Origin of the sequence: Caulobacter sp. NIBR1757, from assembly GCF_027912495.1 — a bacterium.
Taxonomy (GTDB): domain Bacteria; phylum Pseudomonadota; class Alphaproteobacteria; order Caulobacterales; family Caulobacteraceae; genus Caulobacter.
Genome location: NZ_CP115463.1, coordinates 1,269,364 through 1,286,877, shown reverse-complemented (window position 1 = coordinate 1,286,877; position 17,514 = coordinate 1,269,364). Strand labels below are relative to the sequence as shown.

19 protein-coding genes are annotated in these 17,514 nt (G+C 67.6%); 13 read left to right on the top strand and 6 right to left on the bottom strand.

The window, feature by feature from the left end:
* From O5I81_RS06245 to wrbA, 3 genes are read left to right on the top strand one after another with little or no spacing between them, the layout of a single operon-like run.
* Positions 1–639: a carboxymuconolactone decarboxylase family protein gene (locus O5I81_RS06245; RefSeq protein ID WP_271068091.1), complete on the top strand. Its 639-nt coding sequence runs from the start codon at positions 1–3 to the stop codon at positions 637–639.
* Positions 605–1,756, top strand: coding sequence for a 12-oxophytodienoate reductase (locus O5I81_RS06240; protein ID WP_271068090.1), 1,152 nt, complete (start codon positions 605–607; stop codon positions 1,754–1,756). Before O5I81_RS06245 ends, O5I81_RS06240 begins: the two co-directional genes overlap by 35 nt.
* Positions 1,753–2,352: an NAD(P)H:quinone oxidoreductase gene (gene wrbA / locus O5I81_RS06235; RefSeq protein ID WP_271068089.1), complete on the top strand. Its 600-nt coding sequence runs from the start codon at positions 1,753–1,755 to the stop codon at positions 2,350–2,352. The genes O5I81_RS06240 and wrbA overlap by 4 nt, the downstream gene beginning before the upstream one ends.
* Here wrbA and O5I81_RS06230 read toward each other — a convergent pair.
* From O5I81_RS06230 to O5I81_RS06205, 6 genes are all read right to left on the bottom strand, one after another.
* Positions 2,349–3,887, bottom strand: a complete 1,539-nt coding sequence (locus O5I81_RS06230; RefSeq protein ID WP_271068088.1) for a long-chain fatty acid--CoA ligase — start codon at positions 3,885–3,887, stop codon at positions 2,349–2,351. The genes wrbA and O5I81_RS06230 overlap by 4 nt on opposite strands.
* Before the next feature lie 10 nt (positions 3,888–3,897).
* A complete protein-coding gene (locus O5I81_RS06225) occupies positions 3,898–5,085 on the bottom strand; it encodes a CaiB/BaiF CoA-transferase family protein (RefSeq protein ID WP_271068087.1) in 1,188 nt (395 codons plus the stop codon).
* A 157-nt stretch (positions 5,086–5,242) separates the two neighbouring features.
* Positions 5,243–5,890 (bottom strand): OmpW family outer membrane protein, encoded by a 648-nt coding sequence (locus O5I81_RS06220; RefSeq protein ID WP_271068086.1) that lies wholly within the window; start codon positions 5,888–5,890, stop codon positions 5,243–5,245.
* A 94-nt stretch (positions 5,891–5,984) separates the two neighbouring features.
* Positions 5,985–7,382: an oxygen-independent coproporphyrinogen III oxidase gene (gene hemN, locus O5I81_RS06215; RefSeq protein ID WP_271068085.1), complete on the bottom strand. Its 1,398-nt coding sequence runs from the start codon at positions 7,380–7,382 to the stop codon at positions 5,985–5,987.
* A gap of 80 nt (positions 7,383–7,462) precedes the next feature.
* Complete coding sequence (gene fixJ / locus O5I81_RS06210) at positions 7,463–8,071, bottom strand: response regulator FixJ (protein ID WP_271068084.1); 609 nt, start codon at positions 8,069–8,071, stop codon at positions 7,463–7,465.
* A gap of 24 nt (positions 8,072–8,095) precedes the next feature.
* Positions 8,096–9,547, bottom strand: a complete 1,452-nt coding sequence (locus O5I81_RS06205) for a PAS domain-containing sensor histidine kinase (RefSeq protein ID WP_271068083.1) — start codon at positions 9,545–9,547, stop codon at positions 8,096–8,098.
* 353 nt (positions 9,548–9,900) lie between these two features.
* Between O5I81_RS06205 and O5I81_RS06200 the strand changes: the two genes are divergently transcribed.
* From O5I81_RS06200 to O5I81_RS06155, 10 genes are all read left to right on the top strand, one after another.
* Positions 9,901–11,496, top strand: a complete 1,596-nt coding sequence (locus O5I81_RS06200; RefSeq protein ID WP_271068082.1) for a globin-coupled sensor protein — start codon at positions 9,901–9,903, stop codon at positions 11,494–11,496.
* A gap of 346 nt (positions 11,497–11,842) precedes the next feature.
* Complete coding sequence (locus O5I81_RS06195; protein WP_271068081.1) at positions 11,843–12,115, top strand: STAS domain-containing protein; 273 nt, start codon at positions 11,843–11,845, stop codon at positions 12,113–12,115.
* On the top strand, positions 12,112–12,477 hold the full coding sequence (locus tag O5I81_RS06190) for a response regulator (RefSeq protein ID WP_271068080.1): 366 nt from the start codon (positions 12,112–12,114) through the stop codon (positions 12,475–12,477). The genes O5I81_RS06195 and O5I81_RS06190 overlap by 4 nt, the downstream gene beginning before the upstream one ends.
* A 14-nt stretch (positions 12,478–12,491) precedes the next feature.
* Positions 12,492–14,624 (top strand): chemotaxis protein CheA, encoded by a 2,133-nt coding sequence (locus O5I81_RS06185; protein WP_271068079.1) that lies wholly within the window; start codon positions 12,492–12,494, stop codon positions 14,622–14,624.
* A 2-nt stretch (positions 14,625–14,626) separates the two neighbouring features.
* On the top strand, positions 14,627–15,094 hold the full coding sequence (locus O5I81_RS06180) for a chemotaxis protein CheW (RefSeq protein WP_271068078.1): 468 nt from the start codon (positions 14,627–14,629) through the stop codon (positions 15,092–15,094).
* 8 nt (positions 15,095–15,102) lie between these two features.
* Positions 15,103–15,954, top strand: a complete 852-nt coding sequence (locus O5I81_RS06175) for a protein-glutamate O-methyltransferase CheR (protein WP_271068077.1) — start codon at positions 15,103–15,105, stop codon at positions 15,952–15,954.
* The gene (locus O5I81_RS06170) at positions 15,951–16,247 is read left to right on the top strand and encodes a chemotaxis protein CheB (RefSeq protein ID WP_271068076.1); all 297 of its coding nucleotides are present in this window, start codon (positions 15,951–15,953) and stop codon (positions 16,245–16,247) included. Before O5I81_RS06175 ends, O5I81_RS06170 begins: the two co-directional genes overlap by 4 nt.
* Positions 16,248–16,637: a response regulator gene (locus tag O5I81_RS06165; protein ID WP_271068075.1), complete on the top strand. Its 390-nt coding sequence runs from the start codon at positions 16,248–16,250 to the stop codon at positions 16,635–16,637.
* Positions 16,634–17,167, top strand: coding sequence for a chemotaxis protein CheD (locus tag O5I81_RS06160; protein ID WP_271068074.1), 534 nt, complete (start codon positions 16,634–16,636; stop codon positions 17,165–17,167). Before O5I81_RS06165 ends, O5I81_RS06160 begins: the two co-directional genes overlap by 4 nt.
* Positions 17,167–17,514 carry a hypothetical protein gene (locus tag O5I81_RS06155; RefSeq protein ID WP_271068073.1) on the top strand — a complete coding sequence of 116 codons (348 nt, stop codon included), beginning with the start codon at positions 17,167–17,169 and terminating at the stop codon, positions 17,512–17,514. The genes O5I81_RS06160 and O5I81_RS06155 overlap by 1 nt, the downstream gene beginning before the upstream one ends.

The window sequence follows — 17,514 nt, the reverse complement described above, 5'->3', positions numbered from 1 at the left end:
ATGCCCCGCCTTCGTGAGATTCCCCGCGCCGAGGTCGATCAGGGCACCGGCCTTCGGATGTACAACCTGCTGTTCGGCGATCGCGACCCGGTCGCCGAGCCGGGCACCGCCACCGGCACGCCGGGCAACTGGTGGACCGTCTGGGCCGGCTCGCCCGACGCCCTGCATCACGCCTGCCAGGGGTTTGCCTACTACCGCAGCCCGACCCGCAAGCTGGACCCGGTGCTGCGCGAACTGGGCCAGACCCGGGTCAGCTGGACCATGGAAAGCCAGTTCGGCTACTCCCAGCACTGCAAGTCCCTGCGCGGCCTCGGCGTCTCCGAGGAGCGGATCGAGGCCATCGGCCACTGGCAGGTCGCCGGTTGCTACACCGACGACGAGCGCGCCGTCCTCGCCTACGCCGACTGCCTGAGCAGCCAGCATGGCCGCACGCCGGAAGCGGTGATGGACAGGCTCAAGGCCTTCCTGTCGGACGAGGAGATCCTTGAGCTGACCTACATCACCACCCTGTATGTGATGCACGCCATCATGAACCGGGCCCTGCGGCTGGAGTACGACGACATCGACGAGCGCATCGTCGAGATCGCCGCCCCCGAAGGCCAGGATGTCGGCCGCGACTTCCTCGACACCGGACGCTGAAGCCATGTCGGTGGAGGCGCTGTTCCAGCCGTTCGCCTGCAAGTCCCTGAAGCCGCCCAACCGCATCGCCATGGCCTCGATGGCGCGCTGGGCGACGCCGGGCGGCGATCCGGCCCCGCTGGCCGACTTCTACCGGCGGCGCATCGAGGGCGGCACGGGCCTGATCCTCACCGAGGGGGCCAATCCCAACCGCCCGGCGGCCGGCAACGACCCCGCGTCGCTGAAGCTGTATGGCCCGGCCCTGGACCACTGGCCGGCCGTCACCGGCGCGGTCCATGCGGCCGGCGGGGCCATCATGCCCCAGCTCTGGCACTGCGGCGCCACCGCCAAGCCCGGCCAGAAGTGGACCCCGCCCGCCCCCTTCGAGAGCCCGTCGGGCCGCCAGGCGCCGGGCATGGAGCGCGGCGTGGCGATGGACGAGATCGCCACCCTCGAAACCATCGCCGCCTTCGCCGACGCGGCCGAGAGCGCCAGGGCCGCCGGCTTCGACGGCGTCGAGATCCACGCCGGCCACGGCTACCTGCTCGACCAGTTCCTCTGGGCCGCCACCAACGACCGCACCGACCGCTGGGGCGGTTCGACCCTGACGACACGTTCCCGCTTCCCGCTTGAGGTGGTCAAGGCCGTCCGCGCCGCCGTCGGTCCGGATTTCGCCGTCAGCCTGCGCATCTCGCAGTGGAAGTCGGCCGACCTCACCGCCCGCCTGGTCGAGACCCCGCAGGCGCTGGAGGCCTGGCTCGCCCCCTTCGTCGAGGCCGGCGTCGATATCGTCAGCGTCTCCCAGCTGCGCTGGGACACCCCGGAGTTCGAGGGCTCGCCGCTCAGCCTGGCCGGCTGGGTGAAGAAGACGCTCGGCGTCCCGACCATCCTGGCTGGCGGCATCGGCATGAGCGGCGACTTCATCCGGAGCTTCATGGGCCAGCCTGGTCAACCCGAACCGCTCGACGCCGTCGCCGCCCGGCTCGAGGCCGGCGAGTTCGACCTGATCGCGGTCGGCCGCGGCCTGCTGGCCGATCCCGACTGGGCCCGCCGCGTCCGGGGCGGCCTGCCCCGTTCCGACTGCCCGCCGGCCCGACTGCTGGCCGGCGTCACCCCCTCCGACAGCGAGCAAGCATGACCAAGGTCCTGATCGTCTTCTATTCCCGCGACGGCTCTGTCGAGACGCTGGCGGGCGCCATCGCCGACGGCGCCAGGGAGGCCGGGGCCGAGGTCCGCATCCGCCGCGTCCGCGAACTGGTCGGCCCCGAGGTCATGGCCTTCGTCCCCGGCTGGGCCGAGCGGGCCGAACGGATGAACGCCGCCTACCCCGCGCCGACCGCCGAGGACGCCGAATGGGCCGACGCCATCCTGCTGGGCTCGCCCACCCGCTTCGGCGGCGCCTCGTCGGAACTGCGCGCCTGGCTCGAGAGCCTCGGCGCCCTCTGGTACTTCGGCAAGCTGCTCGGCAAGGCCGGCGGCGCCTTCACCTCCACCGCCAACCCGCACGGCGGCCAGGAGACCACAATCCTGTCGCTCTATTCGGCGATGGCGCACCTGGGCCTGATCATCGTACCGACCGGCTACGGCGACCCGGCCCTGTTCGGGGCGGGCACACCCTACGGGGCGTCCTCCACCTCCGGCGGCACGGCGACCCCGCCGACCGAACAGGCGCTGGCCGTGGCCCGGTATCAGGGCAGGCGGACGGCGGAAGTGGCGGCGAAGCTGAGGGGCTAGACCCGCTTCTCCCGCCCCTCCCACCAGGGCGCGCGCAGCTCGGTCTTCAGCACCTTGCCGGCCGCGCTCCTCGGCAGCGGCGTCTCCAGCACCTGCAGGCTGCGCGGCGTCTTGTAGCCGGCGATCTCCGCCCGGCAGTGCTCGGACAGCGCCTCGACCGTCAGGCTCTCGCCGGCCTTGAGCACCACCACCGCATGCACCCGCTCGCCCCAGCGCGGATCAGGCACACCGATGATGGCGCACTCGGCGACGGCGGGGTGCCGCGAGACCACGTTCTCGACCTCGATCGAGTAGACGTTCTCGCCGCCGCTGACGATCATGTCCTTGAAGCGGTCGGTGATGTAGACGAAGCCCTCCTCGTCCATGAAGCCGGCGTCGCCCGACCACATCCAGCCGTCCTTCAGCGCCGCCGCCGTCTCCTCCGGCCGGTTCCAGTAGCCCAGCATCATGTTGTCGCCCCGGCCAATGATCTCGCCCAGGGTGCGGCGCGGGACCTCGTTTCCGTCCGGATCGACGACCTTGATCTCGTAGCCATAGGCCGGCTGACCGACCGACTTCATCTTCTCCGGATCGGCGCCCGACCGGTGGTGTTGCGCCTCCAGGAAGGTATGGGCGCCCATCTCGGTCATGCCGAAGCCCTGGACGAAATCGACCTCCGGGTACCGCGCCCGCGCCACGTCATAGGTCCCCAGCGGCATCGGCGCGCCGCCGTAGCCCAGCACCTTGAGGGCGTTTGCCGCATCGCCCTTCGGATGCCGCGCCAGCCGGTCGATCATCGCCGGCACCGTGAAGATGTGGGTGATGCCCCAGCGGTCGATCAGGTCGAGCATGACGGTCTCGTCCAGCTTGCGCACGAAGACATGGGTCCCGCCGACCATGGTGGCCATGAAGGTGCCGATGTCGGCCAGGTGGAACATCGGCGCCGAGTGCAGATTGACGATCGTATGATCGACCTTCAGCGACATGGTCAGGTTGACCGCCTGGGCGGCCAGCGAGCGGTGGCTGAGCATCACCCCCTTGGGCAGGCCGGTGGTGCCGCCGGTGTAGAAGATGCCGGCCAGATCCTCGGCCTTGCGCTCCACCTCCGGCGCGGCGGGGCCGGTCGTCGCCAGGTCTTCGAGGATGCAGTCCGCCGAAGGATCGGCGCCGTCCATCGCCACCCAGACGCCGATGCCGGGCAGCTGGGGCTTGAGAAGGGCGATGGTCTCGGCGAACTCCTCGCCGAACAGCATGACGCTCGCCCCGGCGTCCTGCAGCTGGAACCGTGTCTCGGCCGGGGCCAGGCGGGTGTTGAGCGGCACAATGGCCGCCCCGCTCCACAGGATGGCGAAGTAGGTCTCGTAGTAGGCGTCGCAATTGTTGGCCAGCACGGCCACCCGGTCGCCGGGCTTCACGCCCAGGCCGCGCAGGGCGCCGGAGATGCGCGACACCCGCTCGTGAACCTCACGCCAGGTGCGGACGCGGTCGCCATCGATCGTTGCGATGGCCTCCGGCCGGACCAGCACGGCCCGGCCGAGGGTTTGGGTGAGACGCATGGTTCGTTCCCTAGATGACGCCCGCGGTCTGCAGCCGCGTGATGTCCGCCGCATCCATCCCCAGCCGTTCGCTGAGGACCTCTTCGTTGTGCTGACCCACGGTCTGCGGCGCGATGCTGCGCACCGATCCCGGCGTCGCCGACAGCTTGGGGAAGACATTCTGCATGGTCAGGCCCGGGAAGCGGGGATGGTCGGGCATCTCGATCAGGGCCCCGCGCGCCGCGAAATGCGGATCGGCCAGCATGTCGGCCGGCTTGTAGATGCGGCCCGCCGGCACCCCGTGCCTGAGCATCAGGGCCTCCAGCGCCTCGACCGTCAATGTCCGGGTCCAGTCGGCGATCAGATCGTCCAGTTCGGTCTGGTTTTGGCCCCGAGCCGTGTGGCTGTCATAGCGCGGATCATCGATCAGCTCCGGCCGGCCCATGGCCTCGCACAGCCGGCGAAACACGCCCTCGCCATTGGCTCCGATCAGATACTCCCCGTCGCTGCAGGGATAGACGTTCGACGGCGCGATTCCCGGCAGGATGGCCCCGGACCGCTGACGGCTGACGCCGGTGGCCGTGTACTCCGGCACCAGGCTTTCCATGACCTGCAGCACCGCCTCGTACAGCGCCGAATCGACCACCTGCCCCTGCCCCGTCGCATCGCGATGGCGCAGCGCCGCCAGGGCGCCAAGGCAGCCATAGGTGGCGGCCAGGGCGTCGCCGATGGAGACACCCATGCGCGAGGGCGGCCGATCCGGCTCGCCGACGATGTTGCGCCAGCCGCCCATGGCCTCGCCGATGCCGCCGAAGCCGGCGCGGTCGGAATAGGGTCCGGTCTGGCCGTAGCCCGACATGCGCACGACGATCAGCCCGGGATTGCTCTGGTGCAGGCGCTCGGGCCCCAGGCCCCAGCCCTCCAGCGTGCCCGGCCGGAAATTTTCGATCAGCACGTCGGCGCCGTCGATCAGCCGCCGGGCCAGATCCTGGCCCTCGGGTTTGCGCAGATCGATGCTGACCGACTTCTTGTTGCGGGCGATGACCTCCCACCAGACCGGCGCCCCTTGGCCCCAGGCCCGCATCGGGTCGCCGACTTTCGGCGGCTCGATCTTGATGACCGTGGCGCCCATGTCGCCGAGCAGCTGGCCACAGAAGGGCCCGGCGATCAGCTGGCCGGTCTCGACCACGACCAGCCCCTTTAATGGCCCATCCGACATCGCGCGCTTCCCCTCTCAGTTTTGAGAAGGCGTAGTCCGCGCGGCTTTTTTGTCAACTAAATTGATATAAATCATTTCGGCCGGCTAGCCGTGGATCGACTGGCCGCCCGATCCAACGAGCCCCGCCATGGACAGGGCTCGCTGGGGGTCAAGACCGCTAGAACCGGCGGGTGACACCGGCCGAGATGACCCAGGGGTCCAGCTCGACGTTCGACTTCAGGGCGCCGTTGTTGATGTTGGCGTCGGTCTCGAAGAAGACCTTCTTGGCGTCCAGGTTGATCGACCAGTCGCCCTTCACGGCGATATCGACGCCAGCCTGCAGGGCGTAACCGAAACCGTTGTCCAGATCGACCTTGAAGCCGTTCTTGTCTTCGCCGTTGTAGAAGATCATGGCGTTGACGCCGGCCCCGACATAGGGGCTGACCCGGCCCTTGGGGTTGAAGTGGTACTGGACGGTCACCACCGGCGGCACGACCCAGGTGTCATGAACGCGGGTCGTACCGCCCGGGCCCTTGGCGCTGACTTCGTGCTTGCTGGTCCCGAGGATGCCCTCGACGGCGATGTTGTCGGTGAAGAAGTAGGTGAAGCCCAGGGTCGGGACGACGTAGTCGCTGACCTCGACGTCCAGGTTGGTGTTGACGCCGGCGGCGGTGTAGATGTCGCCCGATTCCGAGGGCGCGACGTCACTGACCCGGGCGGTGACCAGCCAGGTCCCCTTCTCCTTGGGCGTGAAATCCTGCGCCAGCGCGGGGCCGGCGACGGCCGCGGCCAGCAGGCCGGCGGCGAAAATGGCGGTGGTCTTCATCTCGGTTATCCCCTTTTGATCGACCTTCGTTGAGATCGCGGGGAGAGTCGCATTTCCTCCGGGCCCGGCCTTGATCGGCATCAAATCGAAGGCCTCAGATGGCCTTTGAATGGCGTTGCGCCGACGGATCGAGATAGCTGTCGAAGGCGGCGCAGACCGACCTCAGGACCGGCCGGCCGGCCTGGGTCACCGTCAGGCCCGTAGGGGTCATTCGCACCAGGCCCTCCGCCGCCAACGGCGCCAGACTGGCCACGGCGCCGGCCAGGTCGCCGGTCTGGCGGCCGTGCCGCGCGCAAATGGCCGCCAGGTCCACGGTCAGGTCACACATAAGCCGCTCTATGATCTCGCCCCGGAAGTGGTCGTCGGGCGTCAGCGCCACGCCACGCGCGATCGGCAGGTCGCCGGCTTCCAGCGCCTTTCGCCAGCTGAGCTCGGCGGTCTGATTCTGCACGAAGCCCTGCGGCAGCCGTCCGATCGACGAGGCCCCGATGCCGATCAGCGTTCCCGCCGCGTCGGTCGTGTACCCCTGGAAGTTCCGGTGCAGACGGCCGGCCGCCTGGGCGATGGCCATCTCGTCGCTGGGCAGGGCGTAGTGGTCCAGGCCAATGCGGACATAGCCCTCGGAGGCCAGGAAGTCGGCCGCCGCCTCGCTCTGGTCCAGGCGTTCGACCGGACCCGGCAGGGCCGCGTCCTCGATCAGCTGCTGGTGGCTCTTCATCCACGGCACATGGGCGTAGCCGAACAGGGCCAGGCGTTCGGGGCGCAGGGTCAGCACCTGGCGCAGGGTGTTCAGCACGTCGGCTGTCGTCTGGCGCGGCAGGCCGTACATCAGATCGAGGTTGATCGACAGCACCCCGACCTCGCGCAGCCAGCCGACGGCGCGCTCGATCACCTCGAAGGGCTCGATCCGGTTGACCGCCGCCTGCACGATCGGCGACAGGTCCTGGACGCCGAGGCTTGCCCGGTTGAGACCGTGCTGGGCGGCCGCCACCACCCAGTCACGGGTCAGCACCGCCGGATCGAGTTCCGCCGCTACCTCGATGTCCGGCGAAAACTCAAAGGCGTGGCGTAGCGCGGCGAACAGCCGGGCGAGATCGTCGGGCGACAGCATGTTGGGCGTGCCGCCGCCCAGATGCAGGGCACGGGCCCGCAGCTTGCCCGGCAAGGCGGTCTCGAGCAGGCCGAGCTCGAGCGCCAGATCCTCGACATAACGGCTGACCGGCTCCCGCCGGTTGACCGCGCGGGTGTTGCAGCCGCAGTACCAGCATAACCGGGCGCAGAGCGGCACATGCACATAGAGCGACACCGCCTCGGCCGGGGGCAGCGCCGCCAGCCAGCCCCGATAGGTCGGCGCATCGACAGCCGGCGTGAACTGCACCGCGGTCGGGTAGCTGGTGTAGCGCGGCGCGCGGCCATCGAACCGGGCCGCCAGATCCTGTCGGCGCGCGGTGTCGTCAGAAACGGTCGGGGATATCGTCGCCGGCTGGGCCATGGTCTGCTCCACTGGCCATCAGGCCGTCGGGCGCAATCTGTCCGGCGGCGGCCTGACCGCCTTGATACAGGTCAAGCCAATCAGGCGGCCTTGGCGGTGAGGGACATCCGGACCAGGGCCGACAGGCTGTCGGCCTGCATCTTGGTCATGACATTGGCCCGGTAGATCTCGACGGTCCGCGGGCTGATCGACAGGCTGAGGGCGACTTCCTTGTTCGACAGGCCCTCGACGATGGCGTCGAGCACCTGGCGCTCACGTTCGGTCAGGGTGGACATGCGATTGTCGATCGTAAGGCGTTCGGAAAGACGCGCCTCGCTGTTATCGACCTTCTCCAGGCAGGCCCGGACCGCCCGCAGCATGATGTCGCTGTCGAACGGCTTCTCGATGAAGTCGAACACCCCGGCCTTCATCGCCCGAACCGCCATGGGAACGTCAGCATGGCCCGTGATGACGATGATCGGTAGCTGACTGTCGCGGGCCCGCAGGGCGGCGATCAGTTCCAGGCCGTCCATCTCGGGCATCCGCACGTCGGTGACCAGGCACCCTCGCTCAGTCGGCTGCAGCTGGGCAAGGAACGCGAGGGCCGACTCGTAGGCACGGCAGGTCAAACCCTCGGTGCGAAACAGGAACTTCAAGGACTCGCGCACCGGCCCATCGTCATCGACAATGAAGACCGTCCGATCCTTCAAGTTCAGTTCCCTCCCGCGGGCGCTTCATTGTGCGCTCGACGGGAGGCTAAAGCAAAAGGCGACTCCACCCAACCGCGACTCTTCGACCCATATCGTGCCGTCATGATCGGCCAGGATGGCGCGCGAAATCGACAGACCCAGTCCCATCCCCTGGCTCTTCGTGCTGACGAGCGGCTCGAACAGGGTTTCCGGCGACTTGTCGCCGAGCCCCGGCCCACTGTCCTCGATCCGGACGACCATGCGGTCCCCATCCCGTAGACTGACGACTTCGACCCGGCGAATCGCCTGGTCCTTCATCGCTTCGAGGGCGTTTCGGACCAGGTTGCCGATCACCTGCTGGATCTGGATTCGATCGACGGCAACGATGTCCTCGCCCTCCGTCAGCTCGTAGGCGACCCGGGCGTCGCTGTCGCGGGCCATGATAGCGACCAGGGCGTCCATCTCGACGATGAGGTCGCGCAGGCTCTGGGGCGTACGGGCGTCGGTATCGCGCGCCAGCATGGCCCGCATGCGCCGGATGATCTCTCCGGCCCTCAACGCCTGGGCGCCTGCCTGATCGACGGCGGTGATCAGGTCTTCATCGGGGGTCTCGCTGGCGGTCACGATGTTGCGGGCGCCCCGCATATAGTTGGAGATGGCCGACAACGGCTGGTTCAATTCGTGGGCCAGGACGGCGGCCATCTCGCCCAGGGAATTCATCCGCCAGACATGACTCAGCTGATTGCGCAACTCCTCGCCCTGCGCCTTGGCCCCGGCCAGGGCGGTCAGGTCGTGAACAAAGCCGGTGAACTCCAGGGACTCGCCAACCCGGAACTCGCCGACGTGCAGCATCATCGGAAAGGTCGAGCCGTCCTTGCGCTGGCCGATGACCTCGCGGCTCTTACCAATGATCTGCCTGTCGCCCGTGCGTAGATAACGCTCGATGTAGCCGTCGTGCTCGCCCTGGTAGGGCTCCGGCATCAGCATGCTGACGTTGTGGCCGACCACCTCGCCGGGCCGCCAGCCGAACATCTTCTCGGCGGCGGCGCTGAAGCGGGTCACTACGCCGCGGGCGTCCATGGTCAGCATGGCGTCGGGACCTGTGTCGAGGATCGATCGCAGCACCGCTTCCCGGCCCGCCAGTTCTCCGATACCCGCCGCGGAGGCCAGCTCGTAACGCCGGATACGCTCGGTCCAGTAGGTGATGGCGAAGGCGATGGCGACGAACAGCAGGAATCGAGTGATGCCCTCGCCAATCGGGATGCCCGCTCGTCGGTCCAGGAGGGGGGCAACGATCGTCACAACCACGCCGGCGGACACCGTGCCGGCTGTTCCGATCAGCGCCCTGCCGACCAGGATGGCCGCGATCCCGAACAGGTAGCCCGAATGGCTGACCATCGGGAAAGCAAAGGCCGGCGCCAGCGCAATCGCCGCGATCAACGCTGCCAGAGGAGGTCCGTAGAGGCCTTTTCGGATCATGGGTCGCCAGTAGGACATACCAGCCTGTCCCGCGCCAGGCGGCGCGAAGCTGCCCCTCAGAGTGGTGGCATAGGCGCCATCCCCGGTCGATACGGGATTCTACGTAACCTACCGATTGAATTACGGAACAATACGTAGGGGTTTCAACGGAACTCAACCTTATGGATGCATTTGCCGTCTGCGCTCGAAACTGCCGAAGTCAAACAGCTATCCAGGACGTCGGCCCTTGCCCTCGCATCACCGTCAGATTCCAGCCTGCACCGCCAGGACATCGGATCGAAATTCCGTCTCACAAACTGCTGGACCGATCGAGACAGCAATGAGCCGCCGACATTCCACCGGCTCGTCATTCGAATTCCGGGAATCTGACCATGTCGAATAATGACATTCTACGCCAGCGTCTCGAATTCCTGAAATTCGATGCTGAGGCGACACGCTTACTTGAGCGCTATTCAGACCGTATCATCGCGGCATTGCCCGCCAGTCTCGACTATTTCTACGATCAGGTACGCCAATTCCCCGACGTGAAGCGCTTCTTTGCTGACGAACGGATGCTGCAGGGCGCGAAGGGCGCGCAACAGCGGCATTGGGGCGCCATCGCCAGCGGCCGGTTCGACGGGAACTATGTCGACAGCGTTCATCGCATCGGTGAGATGCACGCCAGGATCGGCCTGGAGCCACGCTGGTACATCGGCGGCTACGCCCTGATCCTCGAAAAACTGCTCCAGACCCTGATGGCGGGGCCGGCGCGATCCAAGCGGATGTTCGCCAAGCCCGCGGACCAGGACAGCGACGAGTTGCCGCGCGTCATCTCGCTGGTCACCAAAGCCGCCCTCCTCGACATGGACATCGTCATCTCGACCTACATCGAGGCGGCGGACGCGCGTCAACGGGCGGTTGAGGCCGAAGCGCTCGCGGCAAGCCAGGCCGTCGTCACCAGCTTCGGCGACGGGGTTTCGAAGCTCGCCGAGGGTGACCTGACCTACCGCATCCGGGGTGAGGTTCCCCCTGCCTACAGTCAGCTGCAGGCCGACTTCAACCAGGCCATGGTCAAGCTCGAAGAGGCCATGGGTGTCATCACCGTCAATGTGAACGGCATGCGGACGGGCGCCGGCGAGATCAGCCAGGCGGCCGACGATCTGTCCCGGCGCACGGAGCATCAAGCCGCGACACTGGAGGAGACGGCCGCCGCCCTGGACGAAATCACCGCCACGGTGAAGCGGACAGCCGACGGGGCCAATCAGGCCAACATCGTGGTCTCGGGCGCGCGTGACGACGCCGAGAAGTCGGGCGTCGTGGTTCGCGATGCGGTGGCGGCCATGGGCCAGATCGAGCAGTCGGCCCAGCAGATCAGCCAGATCATCGGAGTCATCGACGAGATCGCCTTCCAGACCAACCTGCTGGCCCTCAACGCCGGCGTCGAGGCGGCGCGGGCCGGCGACGCCGGTCGGGGCTTCGCGGTCGTGGCCCAGGAAGTTCGCGCCTTGGCGCAGCGCTCGGCCGAGGCGGCCAAGGAGATCAAGACCCTGATCTCCGCCTCTTCCCGGCAAGTTGGTCAGGGCGTCGACCTTGTCGGCCAGACGGGCGAAGCCTTGCAGCGCATCGTTGCGAAGGTCGCGGAGATGACCGGCCTCGTCCAGGAGATCACCGCCTCGACCCAGGAACAGGCGACCGCCCTCACTCAGGTCAACACCGCCGTCAACCAGATGGACCAGGTGACGCAGCAGAACGCCGCCATGGTCGAGCAATCCACGGCCGCCAGTCACTCCCTTTCCCAGGAGGCCGATCAGCTGGTTCGACTCGTCGCCAGGTTCAAGGTCGAGGCCGAACCGGTGAACCATCGTGACGCGCCACGCACGGGAAGCTCTTCCACCAATGGCTTGCGCAATCGCGCCTCGGCGCCAGCCCTGAAGACCACCAGTCAAACGGCGGTCGCGCCTCAGCAAGACAGCTGGGAGGAATTCTAGCCCGTGGCTTGCCGGCCACTGACCCCGCCGGAAGTCATCGACCAGGCCTCGGCCCTTCGCGCCATGCGCCGCAGCAGCGGTCGGGCGATCGGCCGACACCGGATCATCGACGTCCTGAAAGACATGGTCCGTCGCACCGCGGCTTGTAGTCTCAACCGCAAACCAAGAGCGACAACAGAAGCCGTGGAAGTTCTAAGCGCGTTTTGGTCATACGCGTTTTCCCCTAACCCTGCATGCAGTTCAGATTAAATCTATTCAGTAACAAGGATGGCTGCGCCCGAAATCCGGCTCCACCAGCCGGATTGTAACCGCGCCACAGCACGACAGCTGGGAGGAATTCTAACCCATGGCCGAAGCCCCCCTGATGCTGCCGGAAGTGATCGACGCCGCTTCGGTGTCGGCGCTCCGCGGCGCGCTACTCGAGCACCGCGGCCAGGACCTCGAGGTCGATGCCTCGGCGGTCCGGCGAATCGGCGGACTGGGCCTGCAGGTGCTCATCTCCGCGATCCGCACCTGGGAGGCCGACGGCCACCAGCTCAGCCTGGTGCAGCCCTCGCCAACCTTCCTCGACATTCTGCGCCTGACCGGCGCCGACGCCCTTCCGGAGTTCGCCGCATGAGCCTCAAAGTCCTGACCGTCGATGATTCCCGCACCATGCGGGACATGCTGATGCTGGCCCTCAAGGATGCCGGATTCGATGTCGCCCAGGCGGTCGATGGCGTGCATGGCCTGGAAGTGTTGGGTCAATCGAACCCGCAGGTCATCGTCACCGACATCAACATGCCACGCATGGACGGCTTCGGCTTCATCGAGGGCGTCCGCAAGGATCCGCGATACCGCGGCGTGCCGATCCTGGTGCTGACCACCGAAAGCGACCCGGCCAAGAAGGACCGCGCCCGTCAGGCCGGCGCCACGGGCTGGATCGTCAAGCCATTCAGCCCGGCCAAGCTGGTCGAAGCCATCCGTCGCGTCGCGGCCTGACGGAGAGCAAAATCGTGGACGCGCTCGAACAGATCAAGGGAACCTTCTTCCAGGAATGCCAGGAATTGCTGGCCGACCTGGAAGCCGGACTGATGGCGCTGGAAACCGGCGAAGGCGATGATGAGACCATCAACGCCGTCTTCCGGGCCGTGCATTCGGTCAAGGGCGGCGCCGGCGCCTTTGGCATGGACGACCTGGTCGCCTTCGCCCACGTCTTCGAAACGACTCTGGACGAGATGCGCGGCGGCCGGCTGGCTATCGACGAGCCGGCCCTGAAGATCATGCTGCGGGCCGCCGACATGCTCAGCGACCATGTCGGGGCGGCCCAGCACGGAACCGACGTCGATCTGGCGCGGTCCGCCGCCCTGGCCGGCGAACTGGCCGCCATGACCCAGGAAACCCCGGCCGTCGGGGCAGCCGCCCCCCCCGAACCCGAAGCCGACGAGATGGGCTTCACCCCGCTGAAGGTCGGCCTGGACAGCCCGGCCGGTGGCTGGCGGGTTCGGATCCGCCCGGCGGCGGGGATGTACGCCAAGGCCAACGACATCGCGCCGCTGCTGCGCGAAATGGAACGTCTGGGTCCCTGCACCGCCGTCCTCGATGATGACGGCCTGCCCGATCTGGAGGCTCTGGACGCCGAGGGCGCCTATCTGGCCTGGACGATCGACCTGACCGCCGATTGCCCTCGCGACACGGTCGCCGAGGTTTTCGAGTTCGTCGATGGCGACTGTAGCCTGAGCATCGAACCCCTGGCCGTCGAACCGCCAGGGCTGGACATCGAGGCCTTGCTTGCGCAAGCCCGCCAACCGGCGCCGCCGGCCCCGGAGGGCGAGGTCCAGGCAGTGATCGACCAGGTCGTCCCGGCGATCCCGGTCGCCCAGCCGGACGCGCCGACCGACGCCGCCGGACCGGCGCGGGCGTCGGCTGCGGCCGCAAACGCCTCCCCGGCCACCATTCGTGTCGATCTCGAGCGGGTGGACCGCCTGATCGACCTGGTCGGCGAGTTGGTGATCAACCAGGCCATGCTGGCCCAGCGGGTCGGAGAGTCCGGCTTTGCCCGCTCGTCCAATGTCGCGGTCGGCCTTGACGAGCTGGAACAGCTGACCCGCGAGATCCAGGACAGCGTCATGGCCATCCGGGCCCAGCCGGTGAAATCGGTGTTCCAGCGCATGCCGCGTCTGGTCCGCGAGATCGCCGCCAGCACAGGCAAGGAAGTCCGGCTTGTTACCGAGGGCGAAGGCACCGAGGTCGACAAGACGGTCATCGAGCGCCTGAGCGACCCGATCACCCATATGATCCGCAACGCCATTGACCATGGCCTCGAAAGCCCGGCCGAACGCCGCGCGGCCGGCAAGCCGGCGGAAGGCACGGTCCGTCTGGCCGCCCTGCACCGCTCGGGCCGCATTGTCATCGAGGTCGGCGACGACGGGGCCGGCATCAATCGGCCGCGGGTTCGCCAGATCGCCATCGACAAGGGCCTGATCGACCCCGAAGCTTTGCTCAGCGACGAGGAAGTCGACAACCTGTTGTTCCTGCCCGGCTTTTCGACCGCTTCAGCGATATCGAACATCTCCGGGCGTGGTGTCGGCATGGACGTGGTCAAACGCTCCATCCAGGCGCTCGGCGGCCGCATCACCATCACCTCGAACCCCGGCAAGGGATCGACCTTCACCATGAGCCTGCCGCTGACCCTGGCGGTACTGGACGGCATGGTCGTCAGTGTCGGCGACCAGACCCTGGTCACGCCCCTGACCTCGATCATCGAAACCCTGCAGCCCAAGCCGGCCGATGTCCGCACCCTGGGGCCTTCCAGCCGGGTCATCGCCGTGCGTGACGCCTTCGTGCCCCTGATCGACATCGGCGCGGTGCTCGGCTGGCGGCCGGAGACCGACACCCCCTGCGCCGGTGTCTGCCTGCTGGTCGAGAATGAGGGCGGCGGGCGAGCGGCGCTGCTTGTCGATGGCATCCAGGGTCAGCGTCAGGTGGTCATCAAGAGCCTCGAGGCCAACTTCCAGCAGGTCGCCGGCATCGCCGCCGCGACCATCCTGGGCGACGGCCGTGTCGCCCTGATCCTCGACGTCGACGCCGTCATCGCCTTGCGCGGTGGCCGCGCGACCGCAATCCCATCCCTGGCCCTCGCGAGCTGAACATGACCGACGTCGCCACCACCCCCAGTGAATCCAGCCGCGAACTGGTCTCCTTCCGGGCCGGAGACCAGGAATTCTGCGTGGACATCATGGCCGTGCGGGAGATCCGCGGCTGGACGCCCTCGACCACCCTGCCCCAGACGCCGTCCTACGTCTGCGGCGTGATCAACCTGCGTGGCGCGGTCCTGCCGATCGTCGACTTCAACTGTCGCCTGGGCCGCGAGCCGGCCGTTCCCTCGGATCGACACGTGATCATCGTCACCCATATCGGCGCGCGACTGGTCGGGCTGCTGGTCGATGCGGTGTCGGACATCCTGACCGTGACCGGGGACGTCATTCAGCCGACGCCGGACGTCGCTTGCGACACGGTCCGCAACTTCGTTCGCGGCATCCTGGCCGTCGACGGCCGGATGATCAGCCTTGTGGCGCTGGATCGCATTCTGCCCGACCTGGAAGCCGAGGCCGCATGAGCCGTCCCATGCCTGCCCCGAACGCACCGACCCTGGCGGAGCGGGGCCCAGCTCTGGGTGACGCGGAATTCCGCCGCATCGCCGCGATCCTGCATGAAGATAGCGGCATCCACCTGCCGCCCGGCAAGACCAGCCTCGTCTATTCGCGGCTGGCCAAGCGCCTGCGCGCCCTCGGCCTCGAGAGCTTTCGCGACTACTGCACGCTGATCACCAGCGAGGAGGGGTTGGGCGAGCGCCAGGCCATGCTGTCGGCCCTGACCACCAACGTCACCCATTTCTTCCGCGAGACCCACCATTTCATCGACTTGGCCAGCCAGCTTCGCAACGGCTGGGCAAGCCGCGTGAGATCCGGCGGCAAGTTGCGCATCTGGTCCGCCGCCTGCTCCTCGGGCGAGGAGGCCTATTCGGCGGCCATGATCCTGCTGGCCGAGATTCCCGATATCGCGCGCTACGACGTCCGCATCCTGGCCACCGACATCGACCCCGTGATCGTCGCCAAAGCCCGCGCCGGCATCTATCCGCAGGCGGTCGCCGAACATGTGCCGAAGATCATGCGCGATCGTTGCATGGAGCGTCAGGCCGACGGGACCTACGCGGTCAGTCAGGCCGTTCGCGACCTGGTCGCCTTCAACGAACTGAACCTGATGGCCGATTGGCCGATGAAGGGCCGGTTCGACGCCATCTTCTGCCGCAACGTCGCCATCTATTTCGAAGAGGCGACTCAGGAGCGGCTATGGGGCCGCTTCGCCCCCATGCTCGCCCCGGACGGTCGGCTTTACGTCGGTCATTCCGAGCGGGTCGGGGATCCGCGCTTCAAGTCGGATGGCCTGACCGCCTATCGCCTGGCGAACGCACCATGAGGCCCGCTCCTGTTCTCGTCATCGATGACTCGGCGACCATGCGGAGCCTGATCTCGGCCTGCCTGCGGCCCGACCCGGGGATCGAGGTGGTCGGCGCGGCCGCCCACGCCAACGGCCTGCTGGCCATGCGCATGGTCGGCGCCAGAACCCTGGGCCAGAACGAAGCCACCTGCGTGGTCTACGGCCTGCGGAAGGCCGCCGTCGAATTGGGCGCAGTCGAGCGGGAGGCGCCGCTGAACGCTCTGTCCGGCCTGGTGCTGGACGCCTGTGAAGTCCGAGCAAGGATCCACTGAATGCCCGCAGCTGCTTCCATCAGCACCCTGATCGTCGATGACCAGCTGTCGATGCGCGCCCTGATCCGGGCCGCCTTGATTCAGATCGGCATCACCAACATCCGCGAGGCGCCTGACGGCGAGGACGGCCTGCGGGCCCTCGCCGCCCGCCCGGCCCATCTCGTCATCTCCGACTACAACATGCCCAAGCTGGACGGCCTGGGTCTGCTTCGGGCGGTCCGGTCCTACGAGCCCTTGAAGGGCGTCGCCTTCATCATGCTGACTGGGCGGGCGGACATCGACCTGGTCGCTCGGGCCCGGCAGTTCGGGGTCAACAACTACCTGATCAAGCCCTTCAACACCCTCGGCCTGAAGACCAAAATCGAGGAAGTCTTCGGAGTCCTCGAGTGAGCGCCGAAGAGATTCGCAAACATATTGTCCAGGGCGATCAGTTGGTTACGGCCGACAAGCGCGTCGTGGTCTCGACCATCCTCGGTTCGTGCGTCGCCGCCTGCCTGCGGGATCCGGTGGCGGGGGTGGGCGGCATGAACCATTTCCTGCTGCCGGGCGGCGCCGGCCAGACGGGTCGTCAATACGGCGTCTACGCCATGGAACTGCTGATCAACGATCTGCTCCGGCAGGGCGCCCAGCGCGGGCGCATGCAGGGGCGACTGTTCGGCGGCGCGCGGATGCTGCAGGGACTGACCGACATCGGGTCGCAGAACGGCGCCTTCGCCATCCAGTTTCTCCAGGACGAAGGCATCGCCCATGTCGGCGGAAGCCTGGGCGGCGAGCAGGCGCGGCGGGTCCAGTTCTGGCCTGTCGAAGGCCGCACGAGACAGCAGCTGCTGGCCGGCGACAAGAGCGCGTTCGGCGCCGAACGCCGGCCGCGACCGGCTCCGGTCAGCGACGGCGACCTCGAACTGTTCGGAGCCGACTGATGCCGTCATCCGCCCTTGTCACCATGCCCGACCTGCTGGGCCAGCTGGGCCGCGAGGTCTCCAGCCTCGCCGACGAGATCGAAGGTCTGCAGGACACCCTGTCGGAGATGCTGGTGAATCTGCCGGTCAGCCCGGAACTGGTGCGACGCGCCCAGGCGCTCGACCATGTCTGGCAACATATGAAGCAGGTGGAACTGGTGCTCGCCCGGGCCGCCCAGGCGGCGCCGATCGGCCTGGCGCTGGGCTCGGACGACCTCCTGAAGAACGTCTCCCTGGCCGGCCTCGCCGTGCGTCTGGCCGGCAAGGCGGCCGCGCCCTCCGACAGCGGCGAGTTTGAGATGTTCTAA